Origin of the sequence: Streptomyces sp. NPDC093260, assembly GCF_040683715.1 — a bacterium.
In the GTDB taxonomy this organism is placed as follows: Bacteria; Actinomycetota; Actinomycetes; order Streptomycetales; family Streptomycetaceae; genus Streptomyces; species Streptomyces sennicomposti.
Genome location: NZ_JBFBEK010000019.1, coordinates 51,826 through 64,121 on the forward strand (window position 1 = coordinate 51,826; position 12,296 = coordinate 64,121).

Below are 12,296 nucleotides of genomic sequence, written 5' to 3' on the forward strand. Positions count from 1 at the left end.
GGAGGTTGGCATGTCCTCGAAGCGACGCCGCAAGAAGAAGGCCCGCCGCAACCACCAGGCGAACCACGGTCGTCGGCCCCAGTGCTGAACACGCCGTTCCGGAGGCGGACTCGACCGGTCAGCCGTCGCGTGTCGGCGTCGTGCCCAGTGACCTCCGGGGCGACCCGTCGCCGCCTCCGGACGACCCCTCATCCGGCGGCGGCCGTGAGGGCCGCGAACACGCGCAGGTCCTCACCGGCCTCCGGATGCCACTGCACGGCCAGGGTGAAGGCCCCGGCCGTCGGCAGTTCGACGGCCTCCACCGTGCCGTCCTCGGCGTGCGCGCCCGCCACCAGTCCGGCGCCGAGGCGGTCCACCGCCTGGTGGTGGTAGGTGGATACGGTCACCTCCTCGGGCAGTGCCGCGGCCAGCAGGGTGCCGGGCACGGGCTTCACCGTGTGCCGGGCGAACCGTCCGGGCGGGCCGCAGTGACCGCCGTGCCCCACCTGGTCGGGCAGGTGCTGAACGAGTGTGCCGCCGAGGACGACGTTCAGCAGCTGCATGCCCCGGCAGATGCCGAGCAGCGGCCGGCCCGCCGCCAGTGCCGCCTCGATGAGGGCCGACTCCCAGGCGTCGCGCACCGGGTGGGCCGGTCCGGTCCTCGGGTGGCGCTCGGCTCCGTACCGGGCGGGGTCCACGTCCGGGCCGCCCGAGACGACGAGTCCGTCGAGCCGGGACACCACCGCTTCGGCGGCGTCGGGCGCGTCCGGCGGCAGCAGCGCCGCCAGGCCGCCGGCCCGCTGGACGAGCCGTTGGTAACCGGCCGGCAGCAGGGCGGCCGGCTGGTCCCACACCCCCCATCGCACGGAGTTCTCCAGATAGGTGCTGATGCCGATGAGCGGCTTGGACACGGCTGCTCCGTTCACGGTTCGCTGTCGGTGTGTCCGGTCAGTCCCGTTCGAGTTCGGCCTCGGCGGCGGCCAGGGCGGCGAACTCCTCCTCGGGCGCGGCGGCGACCAGGCGGTGACGGCTGTAGCAGGCGAAGTAGGCGAGGGCGACGACGTAGACGCCGAGCGCGATCAGCGCCGCCTCCTTGTCGACGAGGAAGGTGGCGACGAGCGCCGCGCAGGCGAGCACCAGCGCGACCGTGGAGGTCACGACGCCGCCCGGTGTGCGGTACGGCCGCGGCAGACCGGGTTCCCGGCGGCGCAGCACGATGTGGGACAGGGCCATCAGCGCGTAGGAGATGGTCGCGCCGAACACCGCGACGTTGAGCATCCGCGCGCCGTCGCCCGTTGCCGCGGCCAGGGCGAAGCCGAGCGCGCCCGGTACCAGCAGACCGAGGTAGGGGGCCTTGCGGCGGCTGGTCAGGGACAGGAAGCGGGGCAGGTAGCCGGCCCGGGACAGGGCGAAGAGCTGACGCGATCCGGCGTAGATGAGGGAGAAGAAGGAGGCGACGAGTCCCGCCAGGCCCGCGTAGTTCACGAAGCGGCTCAGCGGGGTCGGCCCGCCCGTCCCTTCGAGCGCCGCCACCAGCGGGTTGCCCGCGCTCTGCACCGCGGCCGAGCCGTGCGCGCCGGTGGCGGCCAGGAAGGTGAGCAGCGCGAGGACGAGCAGGATGCCGATGGACAGCGCCATCGCCTTCGGCAGTGACCGCACCGGGTCCCTGGTCTCCTCGGCGGCCAGCGGCACTCCTTCGACGCCGAGGAAGAACCACATGCCGAAGGGGAAGGCGGACCAGATGCCGAGGATGCCGAACGGCAGCCACGAGCTCGCGCCGAAGGCCGAGTGGTCGACGGGGATGTCGTCGAGCCGGCCGGCGTCGAAGTCGCCGGCGGCGCCGACCGCGAAGACGATCAGCGCGGCGACCGCGATGCCGGTGACGACGAAGCTGAAGCGCAGCGCCTCGCCGACGCCCCACAGGTGGATGCCGATGAAGACGACGAAACAGGCGAGGTAGACGGGCCGCCCGGACTCCAGGCCGAACAGGTGCAGCGACTCGACGTAGTCGCCGATGAAGATGGAGATGGCGGCGGGGGCGAGGATGTACTCGATGAGGATCGCGGTGCCGGTGAGGAAGCCGCCCCAGGTGCCGAGCGCCCGGCGGGCGAAGCCGTAGCCGCCGCCGGCCGTCGGCAGGATCGCGGCCATCTCGGCCTGGGAGAAGACCAGGCAGGTGTACATCAGGCCCATCAGGACGGCGGCGACGGCGAGGCCGCCGAAGCCCGCCTCGGCCAGGCCGAAGTTCCAGCCGGCGTAGTCGCCGGAGACGACATAGGCCACGCCGAGGCCGGTCAGCAGCAGCCAGCCGGCGCTGCCCCGGTTCAGGGTCCGCCGCTCCAGATAGGCGTCGCCGCCCGGGGACGGGGTCGTGGCGGAGCCGCCCGGCGGCGCCGCGGGAGGTGTGGGCATGCGCGAGTCGGTGCCGTCGGCCATCAGTCGCTCCTGCCTCGATCCAAAGGTCGGGTGCCAAACCTTTGCGGTTCCTACCGGCCGGACGCAAGACCCCCGGTGTCAACGATCGGTCAACTCGCCGGCGGAAATCGAGGATCGGGTCGACCCGTCTGCCCGGGGCGGAGTCGGCCGCCTCACGACAGGAAGCCCCGCAACAGCGCCGCCGTGCCGGCGCAGTGCTCGCGCATGACCTCCCGCGCGCCGTCCGCGTCGCCCTCCAGGACCGCCTCGACCAGCGCCTCGTGCTGGCGCTGCGAGTGCTCCAGGTTGCGCACCAGCAGCGGAATGCAGTCCAGCAGGTCGTTCACGGTCGCCCGGACCGCCGCGTACTGGCCGGCGAGCGTCGGGGAGCCGCACAGTTCCGCGAGGGTCAGGTGCAGCATCGTGTCCAGGCGGCGGTACTCGGCCAGCGGCGCGTCCTGCGTCGCCGTCAGCGCGGCGCGCAGCCGCCGCGCCGCCCCGTCGCCGAGGGGGCGCGCCGCGCACAGTCCGGCCGCGCCCACCTCCAGCACCTCGCGGAAGAGCAGCACGTCCTCGACATCGGTCCCGGCCACGCGCCGGCGCAGCTCGTCCTCGTCGTCGCCCGCGGCCGGCCCCGGGCGCCGCAGGACGAACGTGCCGCCGTACCGGCCGCGCCGGCTCTCCACGATCCCCTGGTCCTGGAGGGCTTTGAGCACCTCGCGCAGCGTCACCCGGCTGACCCCGAGCCGGTCCGCCAGGTCCCGCTCCGCCGGCAGCCGCTCCCCGTACGGCACCAGGCCCAGGCGGATGACCTGGAGTATCTGCTCCATCGCCTCCTCGAAGCCGTTGCCCGCCCGCACCGGCCGGAGCACTGGCGCCAGCCGGTCCGCCGCGGCGCATTCACGAAGCTCACCCATCGGGCCCCCTTCCCATGAAAAGGTTCTTGCGCATACCTTATGGCCCATCCGGTGCGGCACACCCGGGAGAGAGCCCCGCTGATCTCCCGGACCGACGACTGACGCCAGGAGGCGCTCCTGTGGCTGACCGTACGCCCCCGCTCTCCGTGGACGAGCTGACGAAGCTGGTCGATGCCGGGGAGATCGACACCATCGTCCTCGCCTTCACCGATATGCAGGGAAGACTCCAGGGCAAGCGGTTCGCCGCCCGTTTCTTCCTGGACGAGGTCCTGGAGCACGGCACCGAGGGCTGCAACTACCTCCTCGCCGTCGACACCGACATGAACACCGTCGGCGGCTACGCCATGTCGTCCTGGGAACGCGGCTACGGCGACTTCGCCCTGCACGGCGACACCGCCACCCTGCGCCGCACCCCCTGGGACGCCGGTACCGCACTCCTCCTCGCCGACCTGGCCTGGCACGACGGCGCTCCGGTCGCCGCCTCGCCGCGCCAGGTCCTGCGCCGCCAGCTCGACCGGCTCGCCGAGCACGGCTGGACCGCGTACGCCGGCACGGAACTGGAGTTCATGGTCTTCAAGGACACCTACGAGGACGCCTGGGCGCGCGGCTACCGCGACCTGCGCCCCGCCAACCAGTACAACGTCGACTACTCCATCCTCGGGACGGGCCGGGTGGAGCCCCTGCTGCGCCGGATCCGCAACGAGATGGGCGAGGCCGGTCTGACGGTGGAGTCCGCCAAGGGCGAGTGCAACCTCGGCCAGCACGAGATCGCCTTCCGCTACGACGAGGCGCTCACCACCTGCGACCAGCACTCCGTCTACAAGACCGGCGCCAAGCAGATCGCGGCGCAGGAGGGCGTCTCCCTCACCTTCATGGCGAAGTGGGACGAGCGCGAGGGCAACTCCTGCCACATCCACCTCTCGCTGCGCGACGAACTCGGCGGCCCCGTGTTCGCCGACGACACGGACGAGTACGGGATGTCCCGCCTGATGCGGCACTTCCTGGCAGGCCAGATCGCCGCGATGCGCGACTTCACACTGCTGTACGCGCCGAACATCAACTCCTACAAGCGGTTCCGCCCCGGTTCGTTCGCGCCGACGGCGGTCGCGTGGGGGCCGGACAACCGCACCTGCGCGCTGCGCGTCATCGGGCACGGCCTCTCCCACCGGTTCGAGAACCGTCTGCCCGGCGGCGATGTGAACCCCTACCTCGCGGTCGCCGGCATGGTCGCCGCCGGGTTGTACGGCGTGGACCACGAGCTGGAGCTGCCCGGGCCGTGCACCGGCAACGCCTACGCGGGCGACGCCCCCCACGTGCCGACGACCCTGCGGGAGGCCGCGGAGCTGTGGGAGAGGAGCCCTCTCGCCCGGGCCGCCTTCGGCGAGGAGGTCGTCGCGCACTACGCCAACATGGCGCGCGTCGAGCTGGACGCGTTCGACTCCGCCGTGACGGACTGGGAACGGTTCCGGTCCTTCGAGCGGATGTAGTCCCCGGTGCGCCGAGCCGGCGCAGGTCCCGCTCACCACGAACTCCCCTTGTCCGCGACCGCGTTCTCTTCCGGCACACCTGGAGACCCACACCTTGAGCGAGCACCACGTCCTCAACCCCGCCACCGAGGAGATCCTCGCCACCGTCCCCGCGTCGAGCGCGTCCGACGTGGACGCCGCGGTCCGGCGGGCGGTCGAGGCGCAGGAGAGCTGGGCGGGCGCCGCCCCCGGCGACCGGGCCCGGCTGCTGCACCGCTGCGCCGCCGTCATCGACGGCCATCTGGAGGAACTGGCGCGGCTGGAAGTGGCCGAAGCGGGCCACCCGATCGGGAACGCCCGCTGGGAGGCGGGCAACGCCCGTGACCTCTTCGCGTACGCGGCCGGAGGCGTCGAGCGGCTGACCGGCCTCCAGATCCCGGTCGCGGGCGGTGTGAACATCACGATGCACGAGCCGCTCGGCGTGGTCGCGGTGATCGCGCCGTGGAACTTCCCGCTGCCGATCTCCTGTTGGGGCGCGGCGCCCGCGCTCGCCGCGGGCAACGCCGTGCTGCTCAAACCCGCCGAGACGACGCCGCTGACGGCGCTCCGGCTCGCCGAACTGTGCCTGGAGGCGGGGCTGCCCGAGGGCCTGTTCCAGGTGCTGCCGGGCGCCGGGCCGGTGGCGGGCGCCGCCCTGGTCGAGCATCCCGGCGTGGCCAAGGTCGTCTTCACCGGCTCCACGGCCGTCGGCAAGCAGATCATGACCGCGTGCGCGGACCGGGTGAAGCGGGTGACGCTCGAACTCGGTGGCAAGAGCCCCAACATCGTCTTCGCCGACGCCGACCTGGACCAGGCGGCCGCCGCGGCTCCCGCATCCTTCCTCGACAACACCGGCCAGGACTGCTGCGCCCGCAGCCGCATCCTCGTCCAGCGCAGCGTGTACGACCGCTTCCTGGAACTGCTGGAGCCGGCCGTCAGGTCCTGGCGCGTCGGCGACCCGGGCGATCCGGACACCCAGATGGGCCCGCTGATCTCGGCGGCGCAGCGCGAGCGGGTGCGGTCCTACGTCCCCGACGACGCGCCGGTCGTCGTCCGCGGGGACGCGCCGAGCGGGAAGGGGTTCTGGTACCCGGCGACGGTGCTCGCCCCCGCTTCCCCCGATGTGCCGGCGGCCGTCGAGGAGATCTTCGGCCCCGTCGCCGTGGTGCTGCCGTTCGAGGACGAGGCCGACGCCGTACGGCTGGCCAACGCCACCGCGTACGGGTTGTCGGGCTCCCTCTGGACGCGTGACGTGGGGCGGGCGCTGCGCGTCTCCCGCGCCGTCGCGGCGGGGAACCTGTCGGTCAACTCGCACAGCAGCGTGCGGTACTGGACCCCGTTCGGGGGCTACAAACAGTCCGGTCTCGGCCGGGAGTTGGGCCCTGACGCGCTCACCGCCTTCACGGAGACCAAGAACGTGTTCATCAGCACCGGGGGCTGAGTCCGCAAAAGGCGCCGTCCCGGCGACGGTCGCCGTCGGTGGGCGCGTGACGTCCCAGACCCGAAGTCCCCCGCGGGAAGTCCGAACCGCGCACCCGCGTTCCGCACCTGAGAGAAAGGCCCTCGCCGTGACCGAGTCCCCCGTCTGCCGCCGCCTGGTCGGCCGCACCGCCGTCGTCACCGGAGCCGGCAGCGGCATCGGCCTCGCCACCGTCCGCCGGCTCGCCTCCGAGGGCGCCCACGTCGTCTGCGCCGACATCGACGAGGCGACGGGCAAGGCCGCGGCCGCCGAGGTCGACGGACTGTTCGTCCGGGTCGACGTCACCGACCCGGAGCAGGTCGAGGCGCTGTTCAGGACCGCCTACGACACCTACGGCTCCGTGGACGTCGCCTTCAACAACGCCGGCATCTCCCCGCCCGACGACGACTCCATCCTGGAGACCGGCCTGGAGGCCTGGAAGCGGGTCCAGGAGGTCAACCTCACCTCCGTCTACCTGTGCTGCAAGGCCGCCCTCCCCTACATGCGGCGCCAGTGCAAGGGCTCCATCGTCAACACGGCGTCCTTCGTGGCGGTGATGGGCGCCGCCACCTCGCAGATCAGCTACACCGCCTCCAAGGGCGGCGTGCTCGCGATGTCGCGCGAGCTGGGCGTGCAGTTCGCCCGCGAGGGGATCCGGGTCAACGCACTGTGCCCGGGGCCGGTCAACACCCCGCTGCTGAAGGAGCTGTTCGCCAAGGACCCCGAGCGGGCCGCGCGCCGGCTCGTGCACGTCCCGGTGGGGCGGTTCGCGGAACCGGAGGAGATCGCGGCCGCGGTCGCGTTCCTCGCCAGCGACGACTCCTCCTTCGTGAACGCCGCCGAGTTCCTCGTCGACGGCGGCATCGCCGGCGCCTACGTCACCCCGCTGTAGGCCCGCCGGCGGACCCGGGACGGACGGCGACGGGTCCGGTGTCTGCCGGGCCGAAGGCCGGGCATACGGGCTTCATCCCTTCCGGAAGGAGCCCCTCATGCTCGGTATGGTCGCGGCGGTGCTGTTCTTCGTGTCGTTCCTGATCAACGCGGCGGACCTCAGCACCAACGACGTGTTCTCCTCGACCAATGTCATGCTGCTCGGGCTGACCGCGCTGGCCCTGCACCTGGCCGGGGTCGGCACGGGCTGGTCGCCTCGCAGACGGTGAATCGCACGCCGGCGCAGGGGAATCGACCTACCGTGATTCCCCTGCGCCAGCGTGCTGCTTCCGCCCGGCGGGGGCTCAGCCGACGGCCCGCTTGACGAGCGCGCTGATGCGCTCCTCGTCGGCCGGGGTCAGTTCCCTCAGGGCGTAGGCGGTCGGCCACATGGCGCCGTCGTCCAGTGCCGCCTGGTCGCTGAAACCGAGCGTGGCGTACCGCGTCTTGAACTTGTGCGCGCTCTGGAAGTGGCAGACGACCTTGCCGTCCCTGGCGTACGCGGGCATCCCGTACCAGAGCTTGGGCGTGAGGTCCGGAGCGGCGGCCCTGACGATGTGGTGGACGCGCTCGGCGAGGACACGGTCCGCCTCCGGCAGCTCGGCGATCTTCGCGAGCACGTCCTGCTCCGCGGCCGCCTCCTTCTCCGCCCGGGACAGACCGCGCCGCGCGGCCGCCTTCTTCTGCTCCTGCGCGTGGGCCTTCATCGCGGCCCGCTCCTCGGCGGTGAACGCCTCCTGCCGCTCGGCGGTCGTGTCGGCGGTCTCGGGGGACGGCTGCGTGGGCATGGCGGGTTTCCTCTCGGACGGTGACGGTGCTGGGGCGGGTGCGAAGAGGGGTGGTGGTGCCGGAGGTCAGGAGGACACGGGAGTGTGCGAGGCGGCGGCCTCCCAGACGAATCCGTCCGGGTCGGTGAAGGGGGCGCCGGTGCTGCCGAGGACGACGCGGTGCGAGCCGGCGCCCTCGGCGGGGACGCCGAGGTCCTTGGCCAGACCGCCGCGCTTGTACAGCGCCAGCTTGACCGCGCCGGCCCCGTCGGAGGCGAACTCGGCGTACTTGCCGCCGAAGCTCCTGGCCACGGTCAGGCCCCGGTCGGCGTAGAACCGCTTGGCGGCCTTCACGTCCTGGACGCCGAGCAGGAGGACGACCTCGTCGATCTCTCCGGTGGCCGGGCCGGTGTCCTTCTTCGCCGAGGTCGCGACCTTCCAGACCGTCCCGTCGGGGGCCTGGACGACGCCGCCGTAGCCCCACAGGGACTTCGCGGCGGGCTTGAGCGGCGTGGCGCCGGCGGCCACCGCGGCGTCCACGAAGCCGTCGACCGTGGCGGGTCCGGACACCGTGAGGGCCAGGGTGAAGCCCCGGAATCCGGTGGAGTGCGCGTCGGACGCCCGCAGGCCTACGCGGTCGTCGACGCCGAAGGCCGTGTAGAAGCGGCGGGCCGCCTCGGGATCGGTCACCTCCAGCGTGACGGAGGCGAGGGACGTGGTGGACGCGGTGGACGTGGTGAGTGCCATGACCCTCACGCTAGGGGCTGCCCGGGGCCGGGGCTTCTCGATTCCTGACCGGTCTGGTGACCTGCTTGGCCACGCACGCCGGCATGCCGTCCACCGTGATCGCGACACCCGCCTCGCGCCCCGGACCCGCGGGCCCGGCGTCGTCCGCGGCCTGCGCCGCCTGACGCCGGAAGGCCCCGGGCGGCATGCCGACCAGCTCGGTGAAGCGGGTGGTGAACGTGCCCAGCGAGGCGCAGCCGACGGCGAAGCAGACGTCGGTGACGCTGAGGTCGCCGCGCCGCAGCAGCGCCGTCGCGCGCTCGATGCGCCGCGTCATCAGGTACGAGTACGGCGACTCACCGTAGGCGGCCCGGAACTGCCGGCTCAGGTGCCCGGCGGACATGTTCACGTCGCGGGCCAGCGCCTCCACGTTCAGCGGTTGCGCGTACTCCCGGTCGATCCGGTCGCGGACGCGGCGCAGCCGCGCGAGATCGGCCAGGCGCTGCGCCTGGACGCGGGCCTGGCGCCACTCGGGCCGGCACATGGGACCACTCTCCCCCTTCATCGGCTCCCTGTTCACCGGCTCTGCGCCGGCTGTTCGCTGCCGGGGCCCGGGCCCTGGAACCCGCGGCTCGGGCGTCGTACGGTTCAGCGCAGCTCCTGGATGCGCACCAGGTTGCCCGCCGGGTCCCGGAAGGCGCAGTCGCGGATGCCGTACGGCTGCTCGGTCGGCTCCTGGACGACCTCGACGTCCCCGGCCTGCACCTTCTCGAAGGTGGCGTCGAGATCGCGGGTGGCCAGCAGGATCCAGCCGTAGGTGCCCTTGGCCATCATCTCGGTGATGGTGCGGCGCTCGTCCTCGGTGATTCCGGGGTCGGCGGCCGGCGGCGCCAGGAGGATCGACGTGTCGGGCTGGCCGGCCGGTCCGACCGTGATCCAGCGCATCCTGCCCTGGCCGACGTCGCTGCGGACCTCGAAGCCGAGGACGTCGCGGTAGAAGGCGAGGGAGGCGTCCGGGTCGTCGTGCGGAAGGAAACTGGTGTGGATGGTGATGTCCATAGGAGGCAGGTTAGAGCCGGTGGCGGGGACCGCGCTTCTCGATTCGTGATCGATCGCCGCGCCGCCCCGAGCCCGTCCCGCCACGGGGCGACCGTGCCGTGCACTCAACCGGGCGGCCTCACTTCCACAAGTCGGTGAACGACCTGCCGGCACCGGCCCGGCGATCAGCGCCACGGGGACAGAGAAGCCGGCCTGGCCGACAGCGGACATCGGCGTGGCGAGCGCCTTGGCCCGTCGTACCCGGCCACGCCCGCGTCCAGCTCGTCCGGGACCCGCTCCCCGTCCGTGGCCGGCCATAGGACGGCCTTCAGATCGTGATCGTGCTGTCACCGCCCTGACGGAGGGCGAGGGAGCAATGTGACGGGGGCGGTGGTCGGCCCCGGGCCTGCCTCTCCCCTTCCCTGAGAGGCGTGTTCATGACACTGTCGTGCTTCCGCAGTACCGCCGAGAGGACGAAGATGGACTCTTCCCGCGCTCTCCACCGCCGTACCTTCATCCGCCGCGCGCTGGCCGTCGGCGCCGGCACCGTACTCGTCCCCACGCTGCTGACGGGCACCGCCCGGGCCTACGGCTGGTCGCGCACGCTGAGCCAGGGGACCAGTGGCGCGGACGTGACCGAACTGCAGATCAGGGTCGCGGGCTGGGCAGCGGACAGCCCGAGCCACAGCTTCGTCGGCGTCGACGGAAGCTTCGGCCCGGCCACCACCGCCGCGGTACGCCGGTTCCAGGCGGCCTACGGCCTGGGCGTCGACGGCGTGGCGGGCCCCGCGACACAGGCGCAGCTCAACGCCCTCGAACAGGCGGACGGCTCGACCGCGCACTTCGACTTCTCCGAGTTCACCGACCGGGTCAGCGGCACCTTCGCCGGCGGCAAGCTGAGCACCTCCGCCACCAAGGAGAACGTCCGGCGCGCGATGTACAAGCTCGAGGCGCTGCGCAAGAAGCTGGGCAACGTGCCCATCACCGTCAACTCCGGCTTCCGCAGCATCGCCCACAACGCCGAGGTCGGCGGGGCGAGTGACAGCATGCACCTCTACGGCACCGCGGCCGACCTCGACGTCCCCGGCGTGTCCAACCGGACGGTCTACCAGAAGGCCGAGACCTGCGGCTTCTCCGGCCTGGAGACGTACACGGCCGATCACCAGCACGTCGACAGCCGCGCCGACCTGGGGCGGGCCTGGTGGTGGCAGGACGGCACGATCTGACGCCCGCGCGCCGCCCACGCCCCGCCGACCCCGGCTTCCACCTGCTCCTGGACCGGAGCCCCTGGTCCGGGCCGGACCCGAGCGGCGCACCCCAGGGCGCGCCGCCGGCGCACCCCAGGGCGCGCCGGCGCTGCTCGCGGGTCCATGCGTCCCAGTCGTCCGGCGGGTGCGTCGCCTCCGAGTCGGCGAGGCCGGCCGGACCGGCCGTGGTTCACGGGTGGGCGGTGGCAGGGTCCGCGCGGGTGGGGCGGTCCCTCGTCGGGCCGCACCCCGGCCTGCGCACAGCCTGGTTCAAGCGTCGGTCAGCGTACGGCCGGAGGCCGTCCGGGGGCCGCTCCCGCCCTCCGCCGTATCGCCTGCCCGGACGCTGCCCCCGCCCCCGGCCCCGCCCGTCCGCCGTCCCGGAGTGAGCGTGGTCAGCGCCACTCCGCCCACCAGCAGCACGGCCGCGCACCACCGCAGCGGGCTCACCGCCTCGCCGAGGAAGCAGGCCGCCGAGGACATCCCGAAGACGGGCACGAGCAGCGAGAACGGCGCCACCGTGGACGCCGGATGGCGGCGCAGCAGCCAGCCCCAGGCGCCGAAGCCGAACACGGTCGCGCCCCAGGCGACGTAGAGGAGCGTGCCCGCGCCCGCCCAGTCGAAGGCGCGCAGCGCGGCGAGGTCGGCGGACGGGCCCTCGGTGAGCAGGGAGAGGAGCAGCAGCGGCAGGACCGGCACCGTCGACACCCACACCATCCAGTTCAGGGCGTCGGGCGGGGCCGCCTTGCGGGTCAGGACGTTGGACAGGCCCCAGCAGGCCGCCGCGGCGATGACGACCAGGAAGGCGCCCATCGGGCCCGACGCGCCCTCGTCGACGGCCGCCACCCCGATGCCCGAGAGCGCGATCAGCATGCCGAGGAGCCGTACGCCGGTGGGGCGTTCGCCGAGGGCGACGGCGGCGAACAGGGCGGTGAACACGGCCTGGATCTGCAGCACCAGCGAGGACAGACCGGCCGGCATCCCCGCGTCCATGCCGATGAACAGCAGCCCGAACTTGGCGACGCCGAGCGCCAGTCCCACCGACACGATCCACTTCCACGCCACCCTGGGGCGGCCCACGAAGAACACGGCGGGCAGCGCCGCCACCAGGAAGCGCAGCGCGGAGAAGAGCAGCGGCGGGAAGTGGTCGAGGCCGATGTCGATGACGGTGAAGTTCACGCCCCAGACGGCCGCGACGAGCACCGCGAGGAAGAGGTGGGAAGGTCGCATGGGTCGAGGATCACCTGTGCCGACCATGTAGCACCAGCGATGATTGCTGCATGGTTGGATGAAGCATCGCTAACTGCTGCAAC

Annotated in this window: 13 protein-coding genes; 5 read left to right on the forward strand and 8 right to left on the reverse strand. The window is 72.7% G+C overall.

The window, feature by feature from the left end; all coding sequences use genetic code 11:
* Positions 1 to 188 precede the first annotated feature (188 nt).
* From AB0N63_RS23580 to AB0N63_RS23590, 3 genes are all read right to left on the reverse strand, one after another.
* Positions 189 to 890, reverse strand: a complete 702-nt coding sequence (locus AB0N63_RS23580; protein WP_365531152.1) for a gamma-glutamyl-gamma-aminobutyrate hydrolase family protein — start codon at positions 888 to 890, stop codon at positions 189 to 191.
* A 37-nt stretch (positions 891 to 927) separates the two neighbouring features.
* Positions 928 to 2,415: an ethanolamine permease gene (gene eat, locus AB0N63_RS23585; protein ID WP_365531154.1), complete on the reverse strand. Its 1,488-nt coding sequence runs from the start codon at positions 2,413 to 2,415 to the stop codon at positions 928 to 930.
* Between the two features lie 152 nt (positions 2,416 to 2,567).
* A complete protein-coding gene (locus tag AB0N63_RS23590; protein WP_365531156.1) occupies positions 2,568 to 3,311 on the reverse strand; it encodes an FCD domain-containing protein in 744 nt (247 codons plus the stop codon).
* 119 nt (positions 3,312 to 3,430) lie between these two features.
* On the opposite strand from AB0N63_RS23590, the gene AB0N63_RS23595 reads away from it, so the two are divergent.
* The 4 genes from AB0N63_RS23595 to AB0N63_RS23610 all read left to right on the forward strand — a co-directional run bounded on the left by AB0N63_RS23595 (position 3,431) and on the right by AB0N63_RS23610 (position 7,435).
* Positions 3,431 to 4,798 (forward strand): glutamine synthetase family protein, encoded by a 1,368-nt coding sequence (locus tag AB0N63_RS23595; RefSeq protein ID WP_365531158.1) that lies wholly within the window; start codon positions 3,431 to 3,433, stop codon positions 4,796 to 4,798.
* Between the two features lie 94 nt (positions 4,799 to 4,892).
* Positions 4,893 to 6,257 (forward strand): aldehyde dehydrogenase family protein, encoded by a 1,365-nt coding sequence (locus tag AB0N63_RS23600; protein ID WP_365531160.1) that lies wholly within the window; start codon positions 4,893 to 4,895, stop codon positions 6,255 to 6,257.
* A 127-nt stretch (positions 6,258 to 6,384) separates the two neighbouring features.
* On the forward strand, positions 6,385 to 7,167 hold the full coding sequence (locus tag AB0N63_RS23605) for a 3-oxoacyl-ACP reductase (RefSeq protein ID WP_365531162.1): 783 nt from the start codon (positions 6,385 to 6,387) through the stop codon (positions 7,165 to 7,167).
* Positions 7,168 to 7,264: 97 nt separating this feature from the next.
* On the forward strand, positions 7,265 to 7,435 hold the full coding sequence (locus AB0N63_RS23610) for a hypothetical protein (RefSeq protein WP_009192007.1): 171 nt from the start codon (positions 7,265 to 7,267) through the stop codon (positions 7,433 to 7,435).
* Between the two features lie 75 nt (positions 7,436 to 7,510).
* On the opposite strand, the gene AB0N63_RS23615 is transcribed toward AB0N63_RS23610, so the two are convergent.
* From AB0N63_RS23615 to AB0N63_RS23630, 4 genes are all read right to left on the reverse strand, one after another.
* Positions 7,511 to 7,993, reverse strand: coding sequence for a DUF1801 domain-containing protein (locus AB0N63_RS23615; RefSeq protein WP_365531164.1), 483 nt, complete (start codon positions 7,991 to 7,993; stop codon positions 7,511 to 7,513).
* Positions 7,994 to 8,059: 66 nt separating this feature from the next.
* A complete protein-coding gene (locus tag AB0N63_RS23620) occupies positions 8,060 to 8,719 on the reverse strand; it encodes a glyoxalase (protein ID WP_365531166.1) in 660 nt (219 codons plus the stop codon).
* Positions 8,720 to 8,729: 10 nt separating this feature from the next.
* The gene (locus AB0N63_RS23625) at positions 8,730 to 9,242 is read right to left on the reverse strand and encodes a helix-turn-helix transcriptional regulator (RefSeq protein WP_365531168.1); all 513 of its coding nucleotides are present in this window, start codon (positions 9,240 to 9,242) and stop codon (positions 8,730 to 8,732) included.
* Positions 9,243 to 9,346: 104 nt separating this feature from the next.
* Positions 9,347 to 9,757: a VOC family protein gene (locus tag AB0N63_RS23630; RefSeq protein WP_365531170.1), complete on the reverse strand. Its 411-nt coding sequence runs from the start codon at positions 9,755 to 9,757 to the stop codon at positions 9,347 to 9,349.
* Between the two features lie 458 nt (positions 9,758 to 10,215).
* On the opposite strand from AB0N63_RS23630, the gene AB0N63_RS23635 reads away from it, so the two are divergent.
* Positions 10,216 to 10,962 (forward strand): D-Ala-D-Ala carboxypeptidase family metallohydrolase, encoded by a 747-nt coding sequence (locus tag AB0N63_RS23635; protein ID WP_365531172.1) that lies wholly within the window; start codon positions 10,216 to 10,218, stop codon positions 10,960 to 10,962.
* 291 nt (positions 10,963 to 11,253) lie between these two features.
* Here the strand turns inward: AB0N63_RS23635 and AB0N63_RS23640 are convergent, their stop codons facing one another.
* The gene (locus AB0N63_RS23640) at positions 11,254 to 12,213 is read right to left on the reverse strand and encodes an EamA family transporter (protein WP_365531174.1); all 960 of its coding nucleotides are present in this window, start codon (positions 12,211 to 12,213) and stop codon (positions 11,254 to 11,256) included.
* Positions 12,214 to 12,296 lie beyond the last annotated feature (83 nt).